The sequence below is a fragment of the Enterobacter cloacae complex sp. IR5422 genome, assembly GCF_049238165.1.
Classification (GTDB): Bacteria; Pseudomonadota; Gammaproteobacteria; order Enterobacterales; family Enterobacteriaceae; genus Enterobacter; species Enterobacter roggenkampii.
Window position 1 is genome coordinate 58652 of sequence record NZ_JBMKHT010000019.1, and the last position, 26287, is coordinate 84938.

At 57.3% G+C, this 26287-nt stretch carries 23 protein-coding genes and 1 pseudogene; 11 read left to right on the plus strand and 13 right to left on the minus strand.

Features of this window, described 5'->3' with window-relative positions; genetic code table 11:
- Positions 1 to 67: 67 nt before the first annotated feature.
- Both lplT and aas read right to left on the minus strand, forming a co-directional pair.
- Complete coding sequence (gene lplT / locus ACOTXT_RS11575; protein WP_177317823.1) at positions 68 to 1261, minus strand: lysophospholipid transporter LplT; 1194 nt, start codon at positions 1259 to 1261, stop codon at positions 68 to 70.
- A complete protein-coding gene (aas, locus tag ACOTXT_RS11580; RefSeq protein WP_008499671.1) occupies positions 1254 to 3413 on the minus strand; it encodes a bifunctional acyl-ACP--phospholipid O-acyltransferase/long-chain-fatty-acid--ACP ligase in 2160 nt (719 codons plus the stop codon). Before aas ends, lplT begins: the two co-directional genes overlap by 8 nt.
- A 425-nt stretch (positions 3414 to 3838) precedes the next feature.
- Here aas and galR point away from each other — a divergent pair, with 425 nt between their 5' ends.
- Positions 3839 to 4855 (plus strand): HTH-type transcriptional regulator GalR, encoded by a 1017-nt coding sequence (gene galR, locus ACOTXT_RS11585; protein ID WP_021242019.1) that lies wholly within the window; start codon positions 3839 to 3841, stop codon positions 4853 to 4855.
- Here the strand turns inward: galR and ACOTXT_RS11590 are convergent.
- A complete protein-coding gene (locus ACOTXT_RS11590) occupies positions 4816 to 5301 on the minus strand; it encodes a GNAT family N-acetyltransferase (RefSeq protein WP_248246070.1) in 486 nt (161 codons plus the stop codon). The two genes, galR and ACOTXT_RS11590, sit on opposite strands and share 40 nt — an antisense overlap.
- A 229-nt stretch (positions 5302 to 5530) precedes the next feature.
- Between ACOTXT_RS11590 and ACOTXT_RS11595 the strand changes: the two are divergent.
- Positions 5531 to 6559 (plus strand): annotated as a pseudogene (locus tag ACOTXT_RS11595) (LacI family DNA-binding transcriptional regulator).
- Here the strand turns inward: ACOTXT_RS11595 and lysA are convergent.
- Positions 6529 to 7791, minus strand: coding sequence for a diaminopimelate decarboxylase (gene lysA / locus ACOTXT_RS11600; protein ID WP_008499675.1), 1263 nt, complete (start codon positions 7789 to 7791; stop codon positions 6529 to 6531). The pseudogene ACOTXT_RS11595 and the gene lysA sit on opposite strands and share 31 nt — an antisense overlap.
- A 121-nt stretch (positions 7792 to 7912) precedes the next feature.
- Here lysA and ACOTXT_RS11605 point away from each other — a divergent pair, with 121 nt between their 5' ends.
- On the plus strand, positions 7913 to 8839 hold the full coding sequence (locus ACOTXT_RS11605; protein ID WP_008499676.1) for a LysR family transcriptional regulator: 927 nt from the start codon (positions 7913 to 7915) through the stop codon (positions 8837 to 8839).
- Here ACOTXT_RS11605 and ACOTXT_RS11610 read toward each other — a convergent pair.
- The 6 genes from ACOTXT_RS11610 to ACOTXT_RS11635 all read right to left on the minus strand — a co-directional run bounded on the left by ACOTXT_RS11610 (position 8834) and on the right by ACOTXT_RS11635 (position 15428).
- Positions 8834 to 9526 (minus strand): aspartate/glutamate racemase, encoded by a 693-nt coding sequence (locus ACOTXT_RS11610; RefSeq protein WP_325846704.1) that lies wholly within the window; start codon positions 9524 to 9526, stop codon positions 8834 to 8836. The two genes, ACOTXT_RS11605 and ACOTXT_RS11610, sit on opposite strands and share 6 nt — an antisense overlap.
- Before the next feature lie 133 nt (positions 9527 to 9659).
- Positions 9660 to 11093, minus strand: coding sequence for a sugar porter family MFS transporter (locus ACOTXT_RS11615; RefSeq protein WP_223825726.1), 1434 nt, complete (start codon positions 11091 to 11093; stop codon positions 9660 to 9662).
- 294 nt (positions 11094 to 11387) lie between these two features.
- The gene (gene kduD / locus ACOTXT_RS11620; RefSeq protein WP_008499679.1) at positions 11388 to 12149 is read right to left on the minus strand and encodes a 2-dehydro-3-deoxy-D-gluconate 5-dehydrogenase KduD; all 762 of its coding nucleotides are present in this window, start codon (positions 12147 to 12149) and stop codon (positions 11388 to 11390) included.
- A 63-nt stretch (positions 12150 to 12212) separates the two neighbouring features.
- Positions 12213 to 13049, minus strand: a complete 837-nt coding sequence (gene kduI / locus ACOTXT_RS11625) for a 5-dehydro-4-deoxy-D-glucuronate isomerase (RefSeq protein ID WP_021242025.1) — start codon at positions 13047 to 13049, stop codon at positions 12213 to 12215.
- 240 nt (positions 13050 to 13289) lie between these two features.
- Positions 13290 to 14468: an acetyl-CoA C-acetyltransferase gene (locus ACOTXT_RS11630; protein ID WP_055322062.1), complete on the minus strand. Its 1179-nt coding sequence runs from the start codon at positions 14466 to 14468 to the stop codon at positions 13290 to 13292.
- Positions 14469 to 14561: 93 nt separating this feature from the next.
- The gene (locus tag ACOTXT_RS11635) at positions 14562 to 15428 is read right to left on the minus strand and encodes a LysR family transcriptional regulator (RefSeq protein WP_021242027.1); all 867 of its coding nucleotides are present in this window, start codon (positions 15426 to 15428) and stop codon (positions 14562 to 14564) included.
- Between the two features lie 105 nt (positions 15429 to 15533).
- On the opposite strand from ACOTXT_RS11635, the gene ACOTXT_RS11640 reads away from it, so the two are divergent.
- Entirely contained in the window at positions 15534 to 15995 is a 462-nt protein-coding gene (locus tag ACOTXT_RS11640; protein ID WP_008499683.1) for a multidrug/biocide efflux PACE transporter, read from the plus strand.
- A 119-nt stretch (positions 15996 to 16114) separates the two neighbouring features.
- A complete protein-coding gene (locus ACOTXT_RS11645; RefSeq protein WP_021242029.1) occupies positions 16115 to 17344 on the plus strand; it encodes an amino acid permease in 1230 nt (409 codons plus the stop codon).
- 55 nt (positions 17345 to 17399) lie between these two features.
- Here ACOTXT_RS11645 and ACOTXT_RS11650 read toward each other — a convergent pair whose 3' ends face one another.
- Entirely contained in the window at positions 17400 to 17852 is a 453-nt protein-coding gene (locus ACOTXT_RS11650; protein WP_021242030.1) for an Lrp/AsnC family transcriptional regulator, read from the minus strand.
- A gap of 116 nt (positions 17853 to 17968) precedes the next feature.
- Between ACOTXT_RS11650 and ACOTXT_RS11655 the strand changes: the two genes are divergently transcribed.
- Positions 17969 to 18580, plus strand: a complete 612-nt coding sequence (locus ACOTXT_RS11655; protein ID WP_055322063.1) for a LysE family translocator — start codon at positions 17969 to 17971, stop codon at positions 18578 to 18580.
- A 169-nt stretch (positions 18581 to 18749) separates the two neighbouring features.
- Here ACOTXT_RS11655 and ACOTXT_RS11660 read toward each other — a convergent pair whose 3' ends face one another.
- Complete coding sequence (locus tag ACOTXT_RS11660; RefSeq protein WP_008499687.1) at positions 18750 to 19022, minus strand: GNAT family N-acetyltransferase; 273 nt, start codon at positions 19020 to 19022, stop codon at positions 18750 to 18752.
- A gap of 10 nt (positions 19023 to 19032) precedes the next feature.
- A complete protein-coding gene (gene yjdI / locus ACOTXT_RS11665) occupies positions 19033 to 19263 on the minus strand; it encodes a 4Fe-4S mono-cluster protein YjdI (protein ID WP_047721306.1) in 231 nt (76 codons plus the stop codon).
- A gap of 368 nt (positions 19264 to 19631) precedes the next feature.
- Between yjdI and ACOTXT_RS11670 the strand changes: the two genes are divergently transcribed.
- The 5 genes from ACOTXT_RS11670 to ACOTXT_RS11690 all read left to right on the plus strand — a co-directional run bounded on the left by ACOTXT_RS11670 (position 19632) and on the right by ACOTXT_RS11690 (position 26121).
- Positions 19632 to 21272 (plus strand): ATP-binding protein, encoded by a 1641-nt coding sequence (locus ACOTXT_RS11670; protein ID WP_055322064.1) that lies wholly within the window; start codon positions 19632 to 19634, stop codon positions 21270 to 21272.
- Positions 21256 to 21951, plus strand: coding sequence for a response regulator (locus ACOTXT_RS11675; RefSeq protein ID WP_023326016.1), 696 nt, complete (start codon positions 21256 to 21258; stop codon positions 21949 to 21951). Before ACOTXT_RS11670 ends, ACOTXT_RS11675 begins: the two co-directional genes overlap by 17 nt.
- Positions 21952 to 22119: 168 nt before the next feature.
- Complete coding sequence (locus tag ACOTXT_RS11680) at positions 22120 to 23208, plus strand: ABC transporter substrate-binding protein (RefSeq protein WP_023294490.1); 1089 nt, start codon at positions 22120 to 22122, stop codon at positions 23206 to 23208.
- 80 nt (positions 23209 to 23288) lie between these two features.
- Positions 23289 to 25058: an ABC transporter permease gene (locus ACOTXT_RS11685; protein ID WP_421625316.1), complete on the plus strand. Its 1770-nt coding sequence runs from the start codon at positions 23289 to 23291 to the stop codon at positions 25056 to 25058.
- A complete protein-coding gene (locus tag ACOTXT_RS11690; protein WP_045415635.1) occupies positions 25051 to 26121 on the plus strand; it encodes an ABC transporter ATP-binding protein in 1071 nt (356 codons plus the stop codon). The genes ACOTXT_RS11685 and ACOTXT_RS11690 overlap by 8 nt, the downstream gene beginning before the upstream one ends.
- Positions 26122 to 26287 lie beyond the last annotated feature (166 nt).

Sequence of the window (26287 nt, forward strand, 5' to 3'; positions counted from 1 at the left end):
ACGCTTACCGGGCCTGCAGGTGCTCAAACCCAGGCCGGGTAAGGCGAAGCCGCCACCCGGCTATATATCAACGGCGACGTTGCCACATCCACAAGCCCGCAATCGCAATCGCAAACAGCCCGCCAAACCCGACGCCAATCCCCACCACCGGCACACCCACTTTTACCGCCAGCGAGTAGAGTCCCAGCATTAACAGCATCGCCAGGTTTTCACCCAGGTTTTGTACGGCGATGGCATTCCCCGCCCCGACGGTCTGCTTGCCACGCTCCTGCAGCAACGCGTTCAGCGGCACCACGAAGAAGCCCCCCAGAATACCAATCAGGATCAGGAGGACATACGCAGGCAATAACGCATGCTGCAGCGAGAAGATCAGCACCACCACGCCAATCAGGATCCCTGCGGGCATGCAGCGTGCTACCGTCTCGAGCGTCACCAGCTTCGCCGCCGCGCCTGCCCCCACAACAATGCCGATGGCCACCATCGCATTAAGATAGGTTGGCGTCGCGTTGTCCGTAATGCCCAGCGCCACCGGCACCCACAGGACCAGCAGGAAGCGCAGCGTAACGCCCGCGCCCCAGAACATACTGGTCCCCATCAGGGAGAAACGCGTTTCACCGTTACGCCACAGCACGCGGCAGGCATTAAAGAAGCTGCCGGTCATTGGTTTAACGCGCCAGGACTGGCCCGGGCGAGCCACCGGCAGCTTCGGAATAAACAGGTTCGCCACGACCGCCCCGCCATACACCACCGCACACACGCCCAGTGCCGCCAGCACATGCCAGTCGGCCAGCACGCCGCCCGCGACGGATCCGAGCAGAATAGCGGCAATGGTTGACGATTCCATCAGGCCGTTGGCTTTCACCAGCTTATCCCCGGTGGTCAGCTCTCCGAGGATGCCGTACTTCGCCGGCGAGTAAGCGGCGGCCCCAATGCCCACCAGCGTATAGCCAATAAACGGATTGAAGCCAAAGCAAATGCTGGCCGCCCCCAGCAGCTTAAGGCCGTTGGCAAACATCATCACCCGGCCTTTCGGGAAGCTGTCCGCCACCTGTCCCACAAACGGAGCAAAGATAATGTAAGCGCCCACAAACACCATCTGCAGGATCGGCTGACTCCAGTCGGGGTAAAACTCGGCTTTCAGCAGCGCCAGCGTGGCAAACAGCAGCGCGTTATCACCGAACGCAGAGAGAAACTGCGCGGCGATGACGGCCATCATGCCTTTCGACCTGAGGGATGTGTTAGTGTGTACTGACTCACGCATTTTGCTGTTCCGCCTCTTCAACCATGCCTTTCAGGGTCACGAAATCGGGCTTCCCGCTGCCCAGCACCGGGAGCTGTTTCAGGTAGCGAATATCGCGCGGCACGGCCAGTTCAGGAATACCGTGTTCGCGTGCATAGCTCAGTAATCTGTCGCGCTTAAGCTCACTGTCGGTCGTAAACAGTACCAGCGCCTCACCTTTGCTGGCATCGCTCTTCACGACGGTGGCGTGCATCTTCTCGGCGGACACGGCCGTCGCCAGTTGCTCTACCATTTCCAGAGAGACCATTTCGCCGGCAATTTTGGCGAAGCGTTTTGCGCGTCCCTGGATCTGTACAAAGCCTTGTTCATCAAAGCGGACAATATCACCGGTGTCGTACCAGCCGGTTTCAACCTCGCCGTTGACGTTCTCCGCCGTCGGCGCTTCCAGCACGCCTGGGTTTTCCACGCGCAGATACCCGTTCATCACGTTTGGCCCTTTCAGCTGCAGGCGGCCGCCGTCCTCTATGCCCGGCACCGCCAGCAGACGCGCGTCCATCCCCGGCAGAATGCGGCCAACCGTTCCCGGTTTCGCCGCCATCGGCACGTTAATCGAGACCACGGGCGCACATTCGGTCACGCCATAGCCTTCGAGAATGCGCAGACCAAACTTGTCCTGCCAGATCTGCCGCGTGCTCTCCTGCAGTTTTTCTGCGCCAGCCACCACATACCGCACGCGATAGAAGTCATACGGATTGGCGAAACGCGCATAGTTCCCCAGGAAGGTAGAGGTCCCGAACAGCACGGTGCAGTTACGGTCATACACCAGTTCCGGCACGATGCGGTAATGCAGCGGGCTCGGGTAGAGGAACACTTCTGCACCGGTCAGGAGCGGCGTGAACAGCCCCACCGTCAGGCCAAAGGAGTGGAACAGCGGCAGCGCCGACATAAAGCGGTCGTTCGCGGTAAAGTCGGCAATGCTTTTGATCTGCTCAACGTTTGCCAGAATGCTCTTGTGGCTGTGGACGACGCCTTTCGGGTTGCCCTCCGATCCCGACGTGAAGAGGATAATCGCGTCATCTTCCGGCTGCTGTTTGACCTGGGCCAGACGCGGCATCAGCAGATGCGCAAAAATCCACAGCTTGTCGCCGGTGGTCACGTCCGCTTTCAGATCTTCCAGGAAGACCCAGCGCACCTGAGTGAGCTGCTCGGGAAGATGCCAGAGCTTGCCTTTGTCCAGGAACTGGCGGGAGGTGAATACGGTATTGATTTGCGCAGCGGTTATCGCGCTGGTCAGCCCCTTCACGCCCGCCGTGTAGTTCATCATCGCCGGAATACGGCCCCGGGAAACCGCACCGAAAATCACCGCCGCGCTGATGCCCGCGTTAGGCAGCATCAGGCCAATCTTTTCGCCCTTTTTGCTGTACTTCTCCAGAATACGCCCCACAAACAGGGTTTTGGTCAGCAGCTTGCGATAGGTATCAGGGGTAAAGTTAATGTCTTCGATGCAGTTTTTCTTCGCGCCATAGCGGTACTGCGCGGAAAGCAGGGATTCGTAGAGCGTTTCGCGCGGGCGCACGGCCATACGCGCTTCCATCATGATCTGATGCAGCATTTCCCCGGCGATTTTACGGCGATCGCGGGCACGCGGCGCGTCGGGCATCGGTAATGACGTTGGCGGCAGGATATGCAGCGTGATTTTGGGGAACAGACGCTGCTTCACCAGCCCCTTCAGACGGCTGAAATGGGTCAGCTCCGCGCCTTCAATACGCAGCGGCACCACGGTCGCTTTTGACTTCGCCGCAACAAACCCCGCGCCGTCGTAGATTTTCATCAACGAACCGGTCACGGAGATCCGTCCTTCAGGGAAAATGACCACCGGACGCCCCTGCTCGACCAGACGTACCAGATGCTTAATCATCATCGGCTTTGTCGGGTCGAGCGGCACAAAATCAATCAGCGGCGAGAGCCAGCGCATGTACCACTGCTGGCTGATGGAGGTATACACCGCAAACACCGGACGCACGGGCAAAAACAGCGCCAGCAGGATGCCGTCTATAAAGGAAACATGGTTTGGTGTGATCAAAACGCGTTCGCCGCTAAGCGCCCGGGTGTCGCCAGTGATGCGGATGCGAAAAAGAATACGGAAAAGCGTACGGAAGAACCCAAATAGCATCTCAACTCCCTTTGCCAGCCAGTGTGGAGGGTTATTAGTAAATGGTGGCAGATTACACGAGAAGTGATAAGGGAGCGACAGCAAAAGTGGAGGCGAAAAAAAACCTGCGCATCCGCGCAGGTTGGTGCAAGAGATGAGTACGAAACCGTACTAAGAATTCTCACCAATCAATACCTCTGGGATCTCAACTGTATCAACCTCTTTAACGCCCTTGCTATCGGACAATCGCAACAGCCTGAGGCAAAGTGTAACTAAAGGTTCAGATTCACATTTTTCAGACATGACTGGGCGTGTAACGATTACACCGCCAGGGGTGTGCTGCGTCACGTTTGTGGAGAGCGGAAATCCGCTCCCCTTGAATGCACGCCGCTTTTCCGCAACACTATTTGGTGTGTAAACGCTTACCCCCAATAAGAAGGTAATGAATGGCGACAATAAAGGATGTGGCCCGTCTGGCTGGCGTGTCGGTGGCCACCGTCTCGCGCGTGATTAATGATTCACCAAAGGCCAGTGACGCATCACGTCAGGCGGTACAAAGCGCCATGGAATCCCTGAATTATCATCCCAATGCCAACGCTCGCGCGCTCGCCCAGCAGTCCACAGAAACGATTGGTCTGGTGGTGGGCGATGTTTCCGATCCCTTTTTCGGCGCCATGGTGAAAGCGGTTGAACAGGTTTCCTATCAGACAGGCAATTTTTTGCTGATCGGCAATGGCTATCATAACGAACAAAAGGAACGCCAGGCCATTGAACAGCTGATCCGCCACCGCTGCGCGGCGCTGGTGGTTCACGCTAAAATGATCCCGGATGCCGAACTGATTCACCTGATGAAGCAGATGCCCGGAATGGTGATTATCAACCGCATCATTCCCGGCTTTGAGAAACGCTGCGTGGCGCTCGACGACCGCTACGGCGCCTGGCTTGCCACGCGGCACCTGATTCAGCAGGGCCATACCCGGATTGGCTATCTCTGTTCCAATCACCCCATTTCTGATGCGGAAGACCGTCTGCAGGGCTACTACGATGCCCTGCGTGAAAACGGGCTGCCGTGTAATGACCGTCTGGTGGCCTACGGCGAACCGGACGAGAGCGGCGGTGAACAGGCCATGACCGAACTGCTGGGCCGCGGACGGAATTTCACGGCGGTTGCCAGCTATAACGACTCTATGGCCGCAGGGGCAATGGGGGTGTTGAATGACAACGGAATTGAGGTACCGGCAGAAATTTCGCTGATTGGCTTCGACGACGTGCTGGTCTCCCGCTACGTTCGCCCGCGTCTGACCACCGTGCGCTACCCAATCATCACCATGGCAACGCAGGCCGCCGAGCTGGCGCTAGCGCTGGCTGAACAGCGCCAGCCGCCGGAAATTACCCATCTGTTTAGCCCGACGCTGGTCCGTCGTCACTCCGTTGCGTCGCCTGCAGAAGCACAGAGCGAATAACGGTAGAGGTGCACCCGCGTGTTGGGGTATTCCAGCCCATCACCGATATACTGCCAGCCGTAACGTTCGTAAAAGTCGCGGCAGGCAGACCAGAGATGGAGCTCCTCATACCCGGACTGCGCGGCGTAAGTGATAACATGCCGCTGAAGTTCTCCCGCAAGCCCCTTGCCTCGCGCCGCGTCGTCAACGTAGAGCGCCGCCAGCCACGGACAGAGATCCTGACGGGTGATCAAATCGCAGCGCCAGAGTCCCACCGTGCCAAGAAGCTGTTCGCCGTCAACGGCAATAAACGTCAACGGTAATGCCCCAGGCGTCTGGCTGTGCTCAACAATGCTGTGGAAAAATGCCCGAGGAAGCCCTTCGCCAAAGGCCTGCCAGATCCAGTCGGTAACCTGCTCTGCGAAGTGTGGCGCCTTGTAAAGCGGGAGGATGACAGCCTTATTCATGTTTCACCTGCATTTTCTCATGTATTTACTGGCCTGATGCTCCAGCCCGGTTCGGTGATTATCTTACCAGAGTCAGGCTATTGAGTTTGACTTCAGGCTGGCCGGACGAATCGTTACCAAAAAGCGTGATCGTGGCAGAGTTTTTGCGCTTCCCGCATCGCTTATACGGCATAAGCTCTGTGGTAAACTGCAGATCGTTACGTGGAAGCAGGAATATAGAATGGCAACAATGCTGGATGTATCACTGCGCGCGGGCGTGTCGAAGGCCACGGTATCGCGCGTGCTGAACGGCACAGGTTAGGTAAAAGAGAGTACGCGTCAGCAGGTGTTTGCTGCGATGGAAGAGCTGGGCTATCGCCCGAACTTTCTCGCGCGCTCGCTGGCTAACCAGACCAGCAACAGCATTGGTCTGGTCGTCTCGACCTTTGACGGCTTTTATTTTGGCCGCCTTCTCCAGCAGGCGTCGCGGCAGACCGAAACTCACGGGAAACAACTGATCGTCACCGACGGTCACGACGCGCCGGAACAGGAAGAGCAGGCGGTGCAGATGCTGGCCGATCGCCAGTGCGATGCCATCGTGCTTTACACACGCTACATGAGCGAAAAAGCGATCGTCAAACTGATGAACACCGTGAAAACGCCGCTGGTGGTCATTAACCGTGAAGTGAGCCAGGCGCCGGATCGCTGCGTGTTCTTCGAACAGCAGGATGCCGCATTCAAGGCCGTGGATTACCTGATCGGCCAGGGCCATCGGGAGATCGCCTGTATCACCGTCCCGATCCACACTCCCACGGGTAAAGCGCGGCTGATGGGCTATCGCAAGGCGCTGGAAAAGCATGGTATCCGTCTGGACGAGCGTCGGATAAAGTACGGCGATGCAGGAATGACGCGGGGATACGAGCTTTGCAAGGAATTGATTGCCGACGGAGTACCGTTTAGCGCCCTGTTTGCCTGTAACGACGATATGGCGCTGGGGGCGTCCAAAGCGTTGCACCAGGCGGGGCTGAAAATCCCGCAGGATATCTCCCTGTTCGGCTTTGATGATGCCCCAAGCGCGAAATGGCTGGAGCCTGCGCTCTCGTCGGTTTATCTGCCCATCGACAATATGATTGTCACCGCCATCGATCAGGCGATCCGGCTGGCAAGAAACCAGCCGGTCGATGCCATCCCGCCGTTTACCGGCACGCTGGTGTTACGCGATTCGGTCACAACGGGGCCGTACTTTCATCAGATGAGTTCTAAAGCCAGCAGTTCCTGAATGGTCTGGCGACGGCGTATCAGCCGCGCCTTGCCATTATCAAACAGCACTTCCGGCAGCAGCGGGCGACTATTGTAGTTAGAGGACATAGACGCCCCGTAGGCACCGGTGTCGTGCAGCACAAGATAATCACCCGGTTTGACCTCTGGCAGCGCGCGGGTTTCCACTTTGCCGCCCTCCTGCTGGGTAAACACGTCACCCGATTCGCACAGCGGCCCCGCAACGACCGTCTCAACGCGCGGCGCCTGCGTTAAATCGCGGCCGTCGGCAGCCAGGGCGGTAATGTGGTGATAGCTGCCGTACATGGACGGACGCATCAGGTCGTTAAAGCCTGCATCAATCAAGACGAAGTGGCGAGACCCCATCTCTTTCACGCTGCGCACCTGCGAAACCAGCACGCCGGCTTCCGCCACCAGGAAACGACCCGGCTCAATTTCCAGCTTCACCGCGTGGCCCAGATGCGCGGCAATTTGATCGCGCGCGGCGCTCCACAAACCGTAATAGTGATCGGTATCGATCGCCTCTTCCCCTTCGCGATAAGGAATGGAGAGACCACCGCCCGCAGAGATCGCCTCCAGATCCTGACCGAAGTCGACAACCTGACGCACCATCGCGCCGCACACCTGTTCCAGGTGGCCGTAATCCACCCCAGAGCCAATGTGCATATGAATACCCACCAGCTTCAGGTTGTAGCGCTGTAACACCTCCAGCGCGGCAGGCATGTCGGCATACCAGATCCCGTGCTTGCTGTTTTCGCCGCCGGTATTGGTTTTTTGGCTGTGGCCATGACCAAAGCCCGGGTTCACGCGCAGCCAGACGCGGTGGCCGGGAGAAACCTGACCGAGCTGCTCGAGCATATCCACAGAACCGGCATTTACCGGGATCTGCAGTTCGTGAACGCGCGCCAGCGTCGCATCGTCGATCACATCGGCAGTAAAGACGATCGCGTCGCTGTCGGCTTTCGGATCGTATCCGGCTACCAGCGCGCGCTCGATTTCGCCGAGTGAAACGGAGTCAACCTTCACGCCCTGCTCACGCATCAGGCGCAGAATATGAATATTGGAGCAGGCCTTCTGGGCAAAACGCACCACGTCGAACTGATGCAGGGCGGCGATCTTCTCGCGGACAATCTGCGCGTCGTAGACCCACACCGGACAGCCAAACTCGGCAGGCAGGCGCAGCAGGTTGTCGGCGTTCAAATCGGTATCAGTCTGGTTCAGCGGGCGTGGCATGGTCTTCTCCGGATAAATGCGTTTTGATGATTACGCCACAGCGCAAGGAGAATAAAAAATATCGTTTTATAGCGAGTCTATGCAAAAATGATATGGACAGTTCTCTGCTTTCAGGTGCCCTATGCCCGCCGTCAATTTACGCCATATCGAGATTTTTCACGCCGTGATGACCACCGGCAATCTCACCGAAGCCGCACAGATGCTGCACACCTCGCAGCCGACGGTGAGCCGCGAGCTGGCGCGCTTCGAGAAAGTGCTGGGGCTGAAGTTGTTCGAACGCACCCGGGGCCGGCTTCACCCGACGGTACAGGGGTTACGCCTGTTCGAGGAAGTTCAGCGCTCCTGGTACGGGCTGGACAGAATCGTGAGCGCCGCGGAAAGCCTGCGCGAGTTTCGCCAGGGCGAGCTGTCGATCGTCTGCCTGCCCGTCTTTTCGCAATCCTTTTTGCCGATGCTGCTGCAACCCTTTCTGGCCCGATACCCGGAGGTCAGCCTCACCATCGTGCCGCAGGAATCTCCCCTGCTTGAAGAGTGGCTTTCGGCTCAGCGCCATGATTTAGGCCTGACCGAAACCCTCACCACCCCAGCGGGCACGGCGCGCACGGAGCTGCTCTCGTTAGATGAAGTGTGCGTTCTGCCCGCCGGGCATCGGCTTGCCGGTAAGGCGGTGCTCACGCCGGAGGATTTTCACGGGGAAAACTACATCAGCCTGTCGCAGACCGACAGTTACAGACAGCTGCTGGATACCCTGTTTGCCGAGCATCAGGTCAAACGGCGAATGGCGGTGGAAACGCACAGCGCGGCCTCGATTTGCGCGATGGTGCGTGCCGGCGTCGGCGTCGCGGTGGTCAATCCACTCACGGCACTGGATTATGCCGGAAGCGGGATCGTCATCCGCCGCTTTAGCGTGTCCGTCCCGTTCACCGTGAGCCTGATCCGTCCGCTACACCGTCCGGCTTCCGCGCTGGTGGACGCTTTCACCGAACACGTCATGGAGCACGCGCGTCAGGTGGCGCTTCGCTTACCTGACCTGCAGGACCCACTATGACAGCATAAACGCCACGGCATCCGCAGCATGAATGGCGGTGGTATCAAAGACCGGAAGAGGGCTTCGCTCAACGGGTACCAGCAAACCGATCTCCGTGCAGCCGAAGATCACCCCTTCAGCCCCCTGCTGCGCGAGTTTTTCGATGACGCTGACGTAGAAGGCGCGGGAGGTTTCGCTGAAGGTGCCGAGACAGAGCTCGTCAAAGATAATCTGATTGATGCGCACCCGGTCCTCTTCTTCAGGGATCAGGCTTTCGATCCCAAACGCGCTGCGCAAACGCCCGCGATAGAAATCCTGTTCCATGGTGTAGCGCGTGCCCAGCAGCGCTACGCGGCGCATCCCGGATGCCGCAATTGCGCGCCCGGTCGCGTCAGCGATATGCAGGAACGGCAGCGAGCAGCGGTTCTCAATATGCGATGCCACCTTGTGCATGGTATTGGTACAAAGCAATATCCCCTCGGCGCCAGCCCGCTCCAGCCCCAGCGCCGCCTGGGCCAGGATCGCCCCGGCTTTATCCCACTCGCCGCTCGACTGGCAGGCTTCGATTTCATGAAAATCAACGCTGTGCAGGAGCAGGTTTGCGGAGTGCAGACCACCCAGACGCTGTTTTACCCCTTCGTTAATCAGGCGATAATAAGGGATTGTCGATTCCCAGCTCATTCCACCTAACAGGCCGATCGTTTTCATCATCCCTCCTTTTCGTTGATTTCTTCTTTTAACACAACCGGTGCCAATAAAAAAAGGCGCTCTGTTCAGCGCCTTGTTAAACCAATATCCGTTATCGCCTGCATACGCTGGAATACGTAAACAGGCAATCCGATCACACGCCAATATTCCGCAGCTTCTCCCCAGCCATCAGCTTGCGCTCGATGTGTTCCAACGTCACGCCTTTGGTTTCTGGAATCAGCCAGAACGTGACGCCAATAAATGCCACGTTCAGCACTGTATAGAGCCAGAACGTTCCCGCTGCACCAATCGCGTCCAGCAGCGTCAGGAAAGTCGCGCCGATGATCATGTTCGATACCCAGTTGGTGGTCGTGGAACAGGTGATGCCAAAGTCGCGGCATTTGAGCGGCTGAATTTCGGAGCACAGGATCCACACCACCGGCGCGGCGCTCATCGCGTAACCTGCGATACACATCATGGTCATCCCGACAGAAAGCCAGGAGAGTCCGCTGGAAGCCGTGCCGTTATCAAACTGCATCAGGCAGTAGCCGAGGATCAGCGTGCCGAGCGCCATCACGCTGAAGCCAATTTTCAGCGCCGGTTTGCGGCCCGCCTTGTCCACGGTGAATACGGCAATAAAGGTGGCAAACATGAAGGTCAGCCCGACCACCAGGGTGGCGATCATCTGCTGTTCGGTGGTGGTGAACCCGGCCATTTTGAAAATGCGCGGCGCGTAGTACATGATGATGTTCATGCCGGTGAACTGCTGCATCGCCTGCAGCAGCATGCCGAGGAAGACCGCCCGGCGCACGTTGCGGTTGATTTTAAACAGCGCCCAGCCCCCCTGCTTGAGCTTCAGGCTTTCGCGGATCTCGTTCAGCTCCTCGCGGGCTTTTTCAGAGGTATCGCGCAGCATGCGCAGCACCTCTTCCGCCTCCACGTGGCGCCCTTTTTGCGCCAGCCAGCGCGGGCTGTTCGGCAGGAAAATCACTAAAACAATCAGCACCACCGCTGGCAGCGCCAGCACGCCGAGCATTGCGCGCCAGTTGCCGCTGTAGCTGAAGTAGGTGTCAGACAGAAACGCCAGCACGATACCCAGCGTGACCATCAGCTGATACATGCTGATCATCTTCCCGCGCACGTTCTCGCTCGCCATTTCGGAGAGATAAAGCGGTGCCGTGTAGGAGGCAATCCCCACCGCCACGCCCAGCAGCACGCGGGAAAGCAGCAGAACCTCAACGTTTGCGGCAAAGGCGGAGCCAATGGAGCCGGCGACAAAAAGAATCGCCCCGGCCATCAGGCTGTATTTGCGCCCCAGGCGAAACGAGAGCCAGCCGTTGAACAGCGCGCCAATGGCCGCGCCGAGCATCATGCTGCTCACCACCCACTCCTGCAGGCGGCTGCTCAGGGTAAAGTGATCGGTAATAAAGGGCAATGCACCGGCAATGACGCCAATATCCAGTCCAAATAACAGGCCCGCCACGGCGGCGGCAATAGAGACAAACTGGTTCATGCGGCGAGTATCACGCAGCGCAGCGGGCATTAGGGTAGAGTCATTTATAGATGTCATATTTTCCTGCCTGAACAGTGAAATTCGTTAAGTGAAATTACGAGATAGCGAGAAAAAGTGTCAGGCGGGAAAAGGTGAAGATATGGATTATTTCGCTGCGACATAGCGTTCTGTGATGGACATTACAATTTCAACTAACGCTGAATAATCACATGCTTTTACTAATCATCTAATTTTTAAAGATTAAAAGTGTGATGGCTGTCGTTCATGATTTTTTAGTATGGATTTTCCGTGTTTATCCATATGGATTTTGACAATTTTTAAGCAAAAAAAAACCTCTGCCCAAAAGCAGAGGTACAGACCCGATGCGGGCTATCGCGCCAGCCAGCCGCCATCGACCGCCACGGTGTAGCCGTTGATGTAGTCCGATGCGGACGAGGCCAGAAAGACCACCGGCCCCATCAGATCGCCCGGAAGCCCCCAGCGCCCCGCCGGAATGCGGTCGAGGATTTCCGCGCTACGCTGCTCGTCCGCACGCAGCTGCTGCGTGTTGTTGGTCGCCATGTAACCCGGCGCAATCGCATTCACATTGATGTTGTGTTTCGCCCACTCGTTTGCCAGCAGGCGGGTCACGCCCATCACGGCGCTTTTGGAGGCGGTGTAAGACGGCACGCGGATACCGCCCTGGAACGAGAGCATGGAGGCAATATTCACGATCTTGCCGCCGTTCCCCTGCGCGATAAAGTGCTTTGCCGCCGCCTGGGACATGAAAAAAACGCTCTTGATGTTCAGATCCATCACGTCGTCCCAGTCGCGCTCGCTGAAATTGATCGCATCTTCACGGCGAATCAGCCCGGCGTTGTTGACCAGAATGTCGATGTGACCGAATTCCGCCACCGCGCGATCCAGCAGTTCAGGAATGGCATCGATTTTACGCAGGTCGGCGGTCAGGCTCAGGAAGCGGCGGCCCAGGGCCGTCACGCGCTCGAGGGTTTCCGTCGGTTCAACGATATTAATTCCGACGATATCGCAGCCCGCTTCCGCCAGGCCTAACGCCATCCCCTGACCCAGCCCGGTGTCACACCCGGAAACCACCGCCACTTTTCCCTGCAGAGAGAATGCATCCAGAATCATGTTTATTCCTTACTCTTTCAGAGCCTGTCACTCACAGGCAGGTTTATGCGTCACTGCCCGCGACTAGCGCAGATCGCTGACCGCAACATGGTCCATATCATCAAAGACCTGGTTTTCACCCACCATTCCCCAGATAAAGGTGTAGGCTTTTGTCCCTACGCCGGAATGAATAGACCAGCTCGGCGAAATCACCGCCTGCTCGTTATGCATCACGATATGGCGCGTTTCCTGCGGCTGTCCCATCATGTGGAACACGCACGCGTCCTCATCCATGTTGAAGTAGAAGTAGACTTCCATGCGGCGCTCGTGGGTATGGCACGGCATGGTATTCCACAGGTTGCCCGGCGCAAGTTCGGTCAACCCCATGCTGAGCTGGCAGGTCTCCAGCACGTCCGGCACGAAGTATTTATTGATGGTGCGGCGGTTGCTGGTGAGGTTGTCGCCCAGCGTCACGGGTGCGACGTCTGCCGGGGTCACCTTTTTGGTTGGACAGGTGGCGTGGGCCGGCGCGCAGTTATAGTAGAATTTCGCAGGCCTGCTGGCGTCGATGCTGGCAAAGACCACGTCTTTCGCCCCTTTACCCACGTACAGCGCCTCGCGATGGCCAATCTCATAGCACCGTCCGTCTACGGTGATGGTGCCCGGCCCGCCGATGTTAATCACCCCCAGCTCGCGACGTTCGAGGAAATAATTCACGCCCAGCTGTTTACCGACCTCGCCGCCCACGGAGACGGTTTTCGTGACGGGCATAATGCCGCCCACAATAATGCGGTCGATATGGCTGTAAACCATGGTGTACCTGTCAGCCTCGAATATCTGCTCGACTAAAAATGCCTTGCGCAGCCCCTGCGTATCCAGCGTTTTGGCGTGCGCGCTGTGGATGCTTTCTCTGACGTCCACGGTAACCTCCAGATGTGGTCATGCCCGAAGGCGGGAAGTAAAACGAAACAGCGTTCCGTTTTACATGATGAGCACATACTATCGGCATAAAGTGGGCTTTTCAATTATATTTAAAACAACGTTTCATTTTTATTTTTGTTTATCGCGGAATTGATGCCCGGATCACGCTAAAACAGTCGGGAGATAAAGATCACGATAAAAAAAACCTCCCGGAGGAGGTCTTTTTTTAATGAGGAAAAATTAGCGTTCAATGGCCAGCGCCACCCCTTGTCCGCCGCCTATACAGAGCGTGGCAATCCCTTTGCGGGCGTTGCGCTTCTTCATTTCGTGGACCAGCGAAACCAGGATCCGGCAGCCAGACGCCCCGATCGGGTGCCCCAGTGCGATCGCCCCACCGTTTACGTTGACCCGCAGCGGATCCCACTCCAGCATTTTTCCGACGGAGATCGCCTGCGCGGCATAGGCTTCGTTCACTTCGATCAGATCCACATCAGAAAGCTGCCACCCCGCACGCTCCAGACAGCGACGGGTCGCATAGACCGGCGCGATCCCCATTAACGCAGGATCAACGCCCACGCTGGCGAATGCCTTAATGCGGGCCAGCACGGGAAGATCGAGTTCAAGGGCTTTGCTTTCGCTCATCATCATCACGGCGGCAGCGCCGTCGTTAATGGAAGAGGCATTTCCCGCCGTCACCGAGCCCTGCATTTCAAACGCAGGATTCAGCCTCGCCAGCCCTTCAGCGCTGGCGTCGGTGCGAGGCTGTTCATCGGTATCCACAACCATCACCTCGCCGTTCTGACGCAGCGCGCTGACCGGGACAATTTCGTCGCGAAAACGGCCGGAATCAATCGCCGCACGCGCTTTTTGCTGCGAGCTTAACGCATAGGCATCCTGCACCTCACGGCTGATGCCGTACTCGCGCGCCAGGTTTTCCGCCGTTACGCCCATATGATAATCGTTGAAGGCATCCCACAGCCCGTCATGCACCAGGCTGTCGAGCAGCTGGCTGTTACCCAGCTGTGCGCCGGTACGGCTGTCGGTCAGGACGTGCGGCGCGCGGCTCATATTCTCCTGCCCGCCCGCAATGATCACGTCCGCCTCACCACACTGAATGGCCTGCGTCGCGAGATGCAACGCTTTTAATCCTGAACCACAGACGTCGTTGATAGTGATAGCGGAGACGGTATTGGGCAGTCCGCCCTTCAGCGCCGCCTGTCGCGCAGGGTTTTGCCCAGCACCGGCCGTGAGGACCTGTCCCAGAATCACCTCATCAACTTCCTGTGCTGCGATCCCGCTACGTTCTACCAGCGCTTTCACCACCACGCTGCCCAGGTCAACCGCCGAGTGACGCGCGAGCGCTCCCTGAAAACAGCCGATAGCTGTACGCAACGCACCCACTATTACGACATCTTTCATCACGACCTCTGTGTTAAATGACATGACGATAGTAGAGGATTGTTACTGGCAATTATCTTAATTGTTTAAAAATAGTGAGTTTAATCACAAGGATCAGCGTGCATCCTGCAGATACTGCCGCAGCCAGCTTCCGGCAACGCCGGGAGGGGATCGTTTATTCCACAGCAGATCGATGCCGATCGCCCGCGGCCAGCCGGGAACATTGAGCTGTACCAGGGATTTCGCGGCGGCAAATTCCTCCACCAGCGCGCACGGCAAGACGCACCAGCCAAATCCCTGTACCGCCATACTCAAGAGTAACAGGTAATTCGGGGCTGACCAGACGGGCCCGCGCGCGATCTCCGCCTCACGCTCAAGATAGGTGCTCAGCCGCAGCTCTCGCCAACCGTGCAGCTCGTCACGCTGAACGTCATCCTGCCCGGCCAGCGGATGCGTGGTCGCGACATAGATCGCCATGCGGGTCTGCATCGGCAGCCGGATGGCGCCAATATCCGTAGGATAACCGTCTCGCGCTTCGGTGAGGCCAATCTGCGCGCGCTCCTTTTGCAGCAGATCGATCACGTCCTCCTCCTCGCCAATCAGACATTCGAATTCCGTATGGGGAAAGCGCGCGTCAAACTGCTTCATCATCTCTTCCAGCACGTCCGGGTTGAGGGTATCGGAAAGGACAAACGTCAGACGCGCCTCCGTTTGCGCCGTGAGCGACACCGCCAGCTCATCCAGCCGCGTGCTGGCGGCGAGAATAGCCTGCACGTAGCCCAGCACCTGTTCCCCCTGGGCCGTTAACACCGGCTGGCGGGCCGAACGGTCAAACAGCTCAAATCCCAGATCGGCTTCAAGGTTGGCAATGGACGTGCTGACCGTCGACTGGCTTTTACGCAGCCGGCGTGCGGCCGCAGAGAAAGAGCCTGCTGCAACGGTCTCGACAAACGCGGTCAGGGCTTCGGGTGAATAGCGCATAACCTATCTACTTTTACGATGGATACTATCTTTAATATATCAGCTTTAGCGATAAAAATAGGCCACATCAGCGCCCATACTGGCGAATTAACGAGGTCTATCGCTATGCAACATCAGGATGCACTCCAACGTAAACTGCCGGAGCGGATCTTTCATGCTGTCTGTTTTGAAGGGATTGCGACGGCGATCCTCGCCCCTACCGCGGCGTGGCTTATGCAGCGTTCCGTGGTGGAAATGGGTGGGTTGACCATTATTCTGGCCACCACCGCCATGCTGTGGAACATTATTTATAACGTCGGCTTCGACCGTTTCTGGCCTGTTCAGCGCGTCAAACGTACGGCAAAAGTGCGTGCGCTGCATGCGCTGGGGTTCGAATGCGGCTTTATTGTGATTGGCGTGTCGATTGTCGCCGCCGTGCTGGGCGTCACCCTGCTGCAGGCATTCACACTGGAAATAGGTTTCTTCCTGTTCTTCCTGCCGTACACCATGTTCTATAACTGGGCGTACGATAATCTGCGTGAGAAATTTCTTAAGCGCCGCCAGCAACGACGCGCCCTGGCAGGCTGAACCGCCTCTGGCCGGACGCCCGTTCCGGCCCGACGTCTTCGAAGCAACTGCGCTCTTAAGGCATAACTATGGTAAATTGCACGCCATTCTGATGGTTTGATAGTTGATACGTTGCTCTAATGTCGAAAATTTGGTCAAAAGATGAGACTCTCTGGAGTTTCGCTCTCTACGGCACGGCCGTGGGCGCAGGAACGCTCTTCCTGCCCATTCAGCTGGGCTCCGCAGGCGCAATCGTCCTGTTTATTACCGCCCTCGTGGCCTACCCCTTAACCTACTGGCCGCACAAAGCGCTGGCGCAATTTATCCTGTCGTCGAAAACGAAAGGCAACGAAGGGATCACCGGCGCCGTTTCGCACTATTACGGCAGGAAGATCGGCAACCTGATCACCACGCTCTATTTCATCGCCTTCTTTGTGGTGGTGCAGATTTATGCGGTGGCCATCACCAACTCGTTAACCGAGCAGCTGGCAAAACACCTGACGGTAGACACCACCGTTCGCGTGCTGGTTAGCCTGGGCGTGGTGCTGGTCCTGAATCTGATCTTCCTGATGGGACGGCATATCACGATAAAAGTGATGGGCTTCCTGGTGTTTCCGCTGATCGCCTATTTCCTGTTTGTCTCGCTCTACCTGATCGGCAGCTGGCAACCCTCGCTGCTGACCAGCCAGATGGCCGTCGATCGCCATACGCTGCACCAGGTCTGGATTTCGATTCCGGTGATGGTGTTTGCGTTCAGCCACACGCCGATTATCTCGACGTTTGCCGTTGACCGCCGCGAGAAGTTCGGGGACGAGGCCATGGCTAAATGCAAGAAAATCATGAAGGTGGCATACCTGATTATCTGCCTGAGCGTGCTGTTCTTTGTCTTCAGCTGCCTGCTTTCTATTCCACCGTCGTATATTGTGGCCGCCAAAGAGGAAGGAGTGACAATCCTGTCTGCGCTGTCGATGATGCCCTCTTCACCGGCGTGGCTCGGCATTTCCGGGATTGTCGTGGCGATTATTGCGATGTCGAAATCGTTTCTCGGCACCTATTTTGGGGTGATTGAAGGGGCGACGGAGATCGTGAAGTCGTCGCTGAACCAGGTGGGCGTGAAAAAGAGCCGCGCCTTTAACCGCGCGATATCCATCATGGGGGTGTCGTTAATCACCTTTGCCGTCTGCTGCATTAACCCGAACGCCATTTCGATGATTTACGCCATCAGCGGCCCGCTTATCGCCATGATCCTGTTTATCATGCCGACGCTGTCGACGTATCTGATCCCCTCCCTGAAACCGTACCGTTCCATTGGCAACCTGCTGACGCTGATCGTCGGGGTGCTGTGCGTGTCGGTGATGTTTGTCGGCTAATTCCCTTTCCTGCCCGGCGCGCTGCCGGGCAGGCCATTCAGTCCCGGCCTCCTGCTTACAGCGGAAAAGGCCTGTCCTGCACCACCGTTTTCATGACAAGCGTTGAGCGAAGATGCTGCACGCCGGGCATAGCGGAGAGCTTCTCGTCGTAGAGCTTCTGGAAAGCGGAAAGGTCGCGGGTCACGACGTGCATCAGATAATCAGGATCGCCAAACAGGCGCTGGGCCAGCACGATCTGCGGGATCTCCTCCACCGCCTCTTCAAACGCGCTGACCGCCTTGCGGTCCCCCTCTTTCAGCGTCGCGAACACTATCGCCAGGAAGTTAAACCCCATTTTGGCGGGGTCGAGGCTGGCACGGTATCCCGTTATGGCCCCGCTTTGCTCCAGCGCCCGCACGCGACGATGGCACGGCGAAAGGCTCAGATTCACCCGCTCAGCCAGTTCGGTAAGCGACAGGCGGCCGTCAGACTGCAGTTCAGCAAGAATTTTTCTATCGATGCTATCCATGTGGAAGATTTTCTCATTTTCACCGTGTTATGAGCATAACATTGAAAGCCTATTTCGCAGTGTTAGCGATATTCTTTTTCGCAACGTATAACGCACTGCGGGAGTATTTCAGGACGATGGAAATGAGTATTGTGGCCGGCTTTTGGGTGGTTTCGTTTCTGCTCATCATGACCCCGGGGGCCGACTGGGCCTACGCTATTAGCGCCGGAATCAACGGCCGCCGCGTGGTCCCGGCGGTGATGGGGCTGATGTCCGGGCATCTGCTAGCCACATTGATTGTGGTGGCAGGCGTGGGGGTATTGATTGCTCAACATCCGCTGGCGTTAGCCGGGCTGACCGTGGCGGGAGCCCTGTATCTCCTGTGGCTTGGCATAACGTTATTGCGTCACCCGGCCGCACCGGAGAAGGCCACCCAGCATGCGGGTAACTGGACGCAGTGGGCGGTGAAAGGACTCTGCATTAGCGGCCTTAACCCGAAGGTTTTTTTGCTGTTCCTGGCCCTGCTTCCGCAATTCACAGACCCAACCGGAAGCTGGTCGATAGCGATGCAGATGTCCGCGCTTGGGATGATGCACCTTATCACCTGTACCCTGGTCTATCTGCTGGTGGGTTATGGTTCGAAAGCGGTGCTGGCGACCCGGCCACAGGCGGCCCGTCTGGTGAGCAGGGCATCGGGAGGGTTGATGGTGCTGAGCGCGATGGTACTGCTGTTTGAGCAGGTGAGATAACTGTCTTTTTTGCCGGGTGGCGCTGCGCTTACCCGGCCTACATTTCACAACGATATCAATTAATTGCACAATTCATTGTAGGCCCGTGCAAGCGTAGCGCCGCCGGGCGAAACTCACAAATCGCACATTGTCAGCAGTCTGAAAAAACACCGGCCATCGCCGGTGTGAGTTACGCCCGAATGTCGTCATATTCCCGCGTTTTATCAAACTCATGTTTCGCGAACGGGCACAGCGGAATAATTTTGCGGTTCTCACCGCGCATCTTCTCCACCACTTTCGCCACCAGCTGTTTACCGACGCCCTGCCCTTTCAGGCTCTCATCCACATCGGTGTGCTCGATAATGCTCAGGTGCTCGCCGGTCGGCACGAAGACAATCTCCGCGACCTGGTTGCCGTTCGCATCATTCACGTAAAACTTGTTATGGCCTTCCAGAATATCCATGGTTCCTCGCTTATTTTTGGCGATACTTCAGCGCACCGCTCGGGCAGGTATCAATTACGCGGACAACCGTTTCAACGTCCACTTCATCGGGAATGATCCACGGCTTACGTTTCAGATTAAACAGCTTTGCGCTGCCACGCACGCAGTTACCGGAGTGTTTGCAGATCCCGGTGTTGAAGTAGACGTCAATTTTCTTGCCGGTATAGGCCCGGTAACCCGCATCCAGTAGCTCTTTATCCATGACATTGCCTCTGTAATTATTATCGTGCTGAATGAAGAATAGCCTGACGGGATCCTGATGGCTATATACCCGTCATACTTCAAGCTGCAGGTGCGTTGGCTGCACTCACTCACCCCAGTCACGTACTTATGTACGCTCCCGGGGATTCGTTCCCTTGCCGCGTTACTCGGCCTGTGGCCTCGCCCCTTCGGGGCCAGCGCAAGCGCTGTTCAAAACGGCAAGCCGTTTTGTCCTGCAACTCGAATTATTTAGGGTATAACGCCGAAAACGAAAAGCCAGGTCACAACTCTTTTCTTGCCAGATTGCGTCCGCTATTTGCCCATGTCAGGCTCGGCAAATGTCACTTTTACATAACATCCGCAGGTTGAATGAAACGCAGACTCTCTTTTCAGGTAAAGCTGTTTTTAGCGCTGGTGTGCTTTTCCTGCCTGCTGTTAGTTCTGCTGGGAACGATCCTGTTTCATTTTATTGACCGACAGCTCCATCACGATCTCGGCCAGCGCGCCCGGGTGCAGGCCAGCCAGATCGCGCTGATGCCGGGTCTGGCGGCCATGGTTGCGGCCAGAGATATTCCGGGGATAGCCCGGTTAATTCAGCCGCTACGCGCCCAAAGCGATGCCAGCTACATTGTGATTGGCGATACCGAGGAACAGCACCTCTATCATTCGGAATCCCCGGAACGCATAAATTTACCGATGATCGGTGGGGATAATGCGGAGGTATTACAGGGCAAAACCATTATTTCCGTGCGCAAGGGCGGGATTGGGGTTTCACTGCGCAGCAAAGCGCCGATCTTTAACGCGCAGCACCAGGTGATTGGTATTGTCTCGGTCGGCTATCTGACCTCCTATATTGCCAATATTAACGCCCGCATTCTCTGGCAGTCCGGGCTGTACGGCGCGGGGCTTCTGCTGCTGCTGTTTATGTTCTCCTGGCTGTTTACCCGCAATCTCAAAAAACAGATGTTCCGACTGGAGCCGAAAGATATCGCTCAGCTGGTTTTGCAGCAGCGCGCGCTATTAGAAGCCATGTATGAAGGGGTATTTGCCGTCAATGATGAGAAGCAGCTGATTTTGATTAACCGGGCCGCACGAGAAATGCTGGATATCCGGCAAAGTGAGAAAGAACTTATCGGTAAACCGCTGGAAGACGTTCTGCAGACGTCGCCGGGCTTTTTATCCCAGCGCTACGCCTCGGTGAGCAGCGGTAGCCACGACCAGATTGCGGTGCTGAACCAGCGGGAGGTGATCGTCAACCGCGTCGCGATTGAGGTCGAACCGGGCGTTGAAAGCGGCTGGGTCTACAGCTTTCGCGACAAAAATGACATTAACACGCTCAGCAGCCAGCTCAGTCAGATCAAGCGCTATGCGGATAACCTGCGCATTATGCGCCACGAGCAGCTGAACTGGACCGCCACGCTGGTGGGCTTGCTGCAGATGAAACACTATGACGAGGCGATTCGCTACATTCAGGTGCAGTCCGAAGGCGCGCAGCGCGTGCTGGACTTTGTCTCCGCCCGTTTTTCTTCTCCCGCGCTGTGCGGGCTGCTGCTCGGAAAATACGTCAGCGCGCGCGAAAAAGGCATCGAACTGCTGTTTGATCCCGCCTGCCAGCTCACCCGCATGCCCGCCACGCTCAACGAAACGGAGCTGATGTCCATTATTGGTAACCTGCTGGATAACGCGGTAGACGCGACCCTTAAGGCTCCGGTCCCCGCGCCGGTGGAACTCTACATTTCTGACCGAAACCAGGAGCTGCTGATCGAGGTGGCCGACCGGGGCTGCGGGGTGGAGGATGCGATGAAGCCGCATATTTTCCGCCAGGGATTCAGCAGCAAGCCGGAACGTGAAAACGACATTGTGGGTACCGAGCACGGTATTGGCCTGTATCTGGTGGCAGGATATATCGACAAGGCTGGCGGCAGCATTGAGATTGCCGACAACACGCCACAGGGGACTATTTTTTCTGTGTTTATTCCGAATGGGCAAAAGCATGACCCGAGCACTTGATGTTGTGATCGTTGAAGATGAGCCGCACCTGGCGGAGCTGCATCGCGAGTATATCGAGCAGAATTTTCATTTGCGCGTGGTGGGCATCGCCGCGTCGATTGAGCAGGCATGCAGCCTGATTCGTCAGCATCAGCCGCGGCTTATCCTGCTGGACAACTATCTCCCGGACGGTAAAGGCGTGGAGCTCATCGATAACCCGCTGCTGAAAAGCTATGAGTGTTCGGTAATCTTCATCACCGCCGCCAGCGATATGCAAACCTGCAGCCACGCCATGCGCAGCGGCGCGTTTGACTACCTCATCAAGCCCGTCTTTTTCCAGCGCCTGCACGCCTCGCTGGAGCGTTTTATGCGCTTCATCCACACCGTACAGCAGGTGAAGGTGGTCGACCAGCATGCGCTGGATCGCCTGTTTCATCTGCCTGCCGCGGAAGCCTCCGTAACGCCATCCACAAAGGGCATTGAACCCCAGACGCTGGAGCGGATAAAACGCCTGTTCGCCGAGCATCCCGACAGCGCGATGTCGGTTGAAGAGGTGGTAGAAAACGTGGGGATCAGCAAAACCACGGGGCGTCGCTACCTCGAATACTGCGTGGAGAGTGGGTTAATCAGCGTTGAAATGCTGTACGGCAATATTGGTCATCCTCGCCGGTTATACCGCAAAGCCCCCGATAAACCGTAATCCAAAACCGTTCGTTGGCTAACGTTCGCGGATTTTATGGTGTTAATTGCTGAAACGACGGCGACAATCACACTTCGGAATCATTGCCCTCGCCTCCCTATTGTCGGAGGCACGCTTTACGCTATGTTGACAATTAGTTCCTCAAATGTAACTAAAAGGTTAACTATAATGTCGAACACGTTCCGAATTTCTCTGCTTACCGCTACCGTACTGTTCTCTGCTTCTGCACTGTCTGCCCTGCCGCAGGGTTATCCTGCTGAGTATCAAAAAGTGGTTGATGCCGCCACGAAAGAGGGCAAGGTTGTCATCTATTCCACCACCGACATCAAAGCTGCCGGCCCGCTGATTCAGGGCTTCGAAAAAACCTACCCGGGCATTAAAGTCGAATACAACGACATGAACAGCACCGAGCTGTACAACCGTTTCATCAGCGAACAGGCTTCCGGCGGCGTGAGCGGCGACGTGGTCTGGAGCTCCTCGATGGACACGGGCTTGAAGCTCGCCACCGACTACGCCATGGAGTACAAATCCCCGGAGCAAAGCCAGCTGCCGAAATGGGCGGTCTGGAAAGATAAGGCCTACGGCACCACCTATGAGCCGGTGGTCTTTATCTACAACAAGCGCCTGATCCCGGCTGGCGACGTGCCGGATTCTCACGCCGCGCTGGCGAAGCTGATTGCCAGCCAGACGGACAAATTCAAGAACAAAGTCACCACCTACGACATCGAAAAATCGGGTCTGGGCTTTATGCTCTCGGTGCAGGATCACAACGCCGATCCGAACTACTTTAAGACCCTGGCCGACGTCGCCAAAGGAGGCCTGTCGGTGCAGTCGTCTACCGGCACCATGATGGAGCGCGTCTCCTCCGGTGAAAACCTGATCGGCTTCAACATCCTCGGTTCCTACGCGGAAGCGCGTGCGAAGAACGATCCGTCACTCGGCATCTCCTATCCGAAGGATTACACCCTGGTGCTGTCGCGCGTGTCGTTCATCAGCCAGCAATCGCAAAACAGCAATGCCGCGAAGCTGTGGCTGGACTACGTGCTCTCTGAACAAGGGCAAAGCATTCTGGCCAACCAGGCGGACATTCCCTCCATTCGTAACGATATCGAAGGGAAAAATGATATCGACGGCCTGACCAAAATCCTCGGCAACGCGCTGAAGCCGATCCCGGTTGATGAAACGCTGCTGGAATACCTGCAGCCGAAAAAACGCCTGGAGTACATCAAAGAGTGGCGTACCGCCGCCGGTAAATAAGCGTCTGAGCGCGGCGCTGGCCGCCGCGCTCCCTTATCGACTGAGTTCGTTTTTCTGGGCTGCAACACCAGGGATACCCCATGAATACATTACGCAGAAAGTGGCAAAGCCTGCCGCGAGGCATCGTCGTGCTGATAACCGCCCTGGTTATCTACACGCCGCTGTCGTTTATCGTGATCCAGAGCTTCCTGTCCGCGCCGTTCTTTTCGCCGTCAAAAGAGTGGAGCTTTGAATCATTTGATTTTATTTTCACCGACCCCGATTTTTATAAGGCCCTGAAAAGCGGCTTTATTCTGGCTTTCGGGCTGGTCTTTATCTCTATCCCGCTGGGCGGCGTGCTGGCGTTTCTGATGGTGCGTACCGACCTGCCCGGTCGCCGACTGATTGAGCCGCTGATCCTGGTCCCGATTTTCGTTTCACCGATGGTGCTGGGCTTCGGCTACGTGGTGGCCGCCGGTCCGGTGGGCTTTCTCTCCCAGTGGGCTGAGGCGCTGATTGGCTTTGTGCCGTGGAACATCTACGACATGTCGAGCATTGTGGTCATTGCCGGCCTGACGCACGTCCCGCACGCCTATCTGTATATCTCGTCAGCGCTGCGCAGCGTGGGCTCCGACGCGGAAGAAGCCGCACGCACCGCGGGCGCGTCGCCCTGGCAGGTGATGACCTCCGTCAGCCTGCCGATGGTGCGCCCGTCTATTCTGTACGCCACCGTGCTGCTGTTCTTCCTCGGGCTGGAAGTGTTCGGCCTGATGCTGGTCCTCGGCGACCCGGAAGGCAATATGGTGCTGGCGACCTATCTTTATAAACTGACGAACAAGATGGGTACCCCGTCCTATAACCTGATGGCGGCGGTTGCCGTGGTGCTGATCTGCATCACCATCCCGCTGGTGATGCTCCAGCGTCGCCTGATGCGCACCGCCAACCGCTTCGTCACCATGAAGGGCAAGGCCTCGCAGGCCCGCGCGCTACCGCTGGGTAAATGGCGCTGGGTGGCTGGCGCGGTGATTGCCTTCTGGCTCACCGTCACCATTGGCGTTCCGCTGCTCGGCGTGGTGCTGCGCGCGTTTATCTCCAACTGGGGCGTGGGCGTTTCGCTGTGGGACGAGCTTTCCCTGAACACCTTCCGCACCATCTGGGCGCAGCCCAACCTGCTGCGCGCCATCGTCAACTCCATGGCGATTGGCGTCATTGGCGGCGCGCTGGCCGTGGTGTGCTACCTGTTTGTCGGCATTGCCATGCACCGCAAGCCGGACAACACCACGCGTTTCCTGGACTACAGCGTGCTGGTGCCGCGCGCCGTGCCTGGCCTGCTGGCGGGTCTGGCCTTCCTGTGGGTGTTCCTGTTCCTGCCGATGTGGCTGGATAACTCGCTGAAATCCGGCTGGCTTTCCGGATTCGCCTGGACCGACTGGATGCGCGAAAACGTCATCGTCTGGCTGCGTTCGCTGCGCAGCACCATTTTCAGCGTCTGGCTGGCCTATACCGTGGTGTGGATGGCTTACGGGCTGAGGCTCATCTCTTCCACGCTGCTGCAGGTAGGGCCGGAGCTTGAAGAGGCCGCGCGCAGCACCGGAGCGACGCGCGGGCAGATCACCCGCCACGTTACCATCCCGCTCTCCCGCTACGGCCTTATCGGTTCGTGGCTGCTGATGTTCCTGATCTTTGAACGCGAATACTCAACGGGTGTGTACCTGCTTTCACCCGGCACGGAGACCATCGGCTCGATGCTGGTTTCCCTCTGGGCCGCGGGTGCCATCGATATCGTGGCGGCGCTCTCTTTCATTAACATCCTGCTGGTCGTGGTAGGTCTGGGCATTGCCCTTCGTTTCGGAGTGAAAATACATGATTGAATTAGCGGTTGACGATCTGCACTTAACCTACGGCGACAATCCTGTTTTAAAAGGTGTCTCCATGAACCTGAAGCGCGGCGAAGTGGTCTCCCTGTTAGGCCCCTCCGGCAGCGGCAAAACCACCCTGCTCCGCGCCGTCGCGGGTTTGGAAAAACCGACCCAGGGGTCGATTGTGATTGGCAACAATAAAGTTTACGACGGTACGCCGCGCAGCGAGGTCCCGGCGGAAGAGCGTAACCTGGGGCTGGTATTCCAGTCATACGCCCTGTGGCCGCACAAAACCGTGTTTGAGAACGTGGCCTATCCGCTCAAGCTGCGCAAAGTCCCGGCCAAAGAGATCCAGCAGCGCGTGCAGGACGTGCTGGACCAGCTGGGTCTGGGCCATCTTGGCAAACGTCACCCGCACCAGCTCTCCGGTGGGCAGCAGCAGCGCGTGGCGATTGGCCGCGCGCTGGTCTACAACCCGCCGGTGATTTTGCTGGACGAGCCGCTTTCCAACCTCGACGCCAAGCTGCGCGAAGAGGCCCGCGTGTTCCTGCGCGAGCTGATTATCAAGCTCGGGCTATCGGCGCTGATGGTGACGCACGACCAGAACGAAGCGATGTCCATTTCCGACCGCATCCTGCTGCTGAACAACGGCAAAATTGAGCAACAGGGTACGCCGCAGGAGATGTACGGCTCACCGAAAACGCTGTTTACCGCCGAATTTATGGGCAGCAACAATCGCCTGCACGGCAAGGTCACCGACGTGCGCGACGGCAGAGCGCGTATCGAAGGCAAAGGCTGGGTGCTGTGGGGCCAGGCCGGTGAAGGCGTGCAGAGTGGCGCTGACGCCACGGCGGTGATCCGCGTCGAGCGCGTCGCGGTGGTTGAGGGGCCAGGGGAAAATCAGCTTGAGCTACCGCTGCTCACCAGCATGTACCTCGGCGACCGCTGGGAGTACCTGTTCCGCACGGTGGGGGATGATTTTGTGATCCGCGCGTATGGGCATGAGGTTCGGGATCCGCAGCATTGCCATCTTTCGCTGCCGGAGAAGCATGTTTGGGTGTTCCCGAAAGGGTGATGAGTCAATAATTAATCTGCCATGGCCCGGTAGCGATTCGGTATGAACCGGAAACATGGGTAACACTTTAGACCGGATACATGGGTAACAGTTATAACTGGCATAGAAGAGGAGACTCGCTATGCCCTGGACTGAGACCCGACCTATGCAACGCCTTGATTTTATC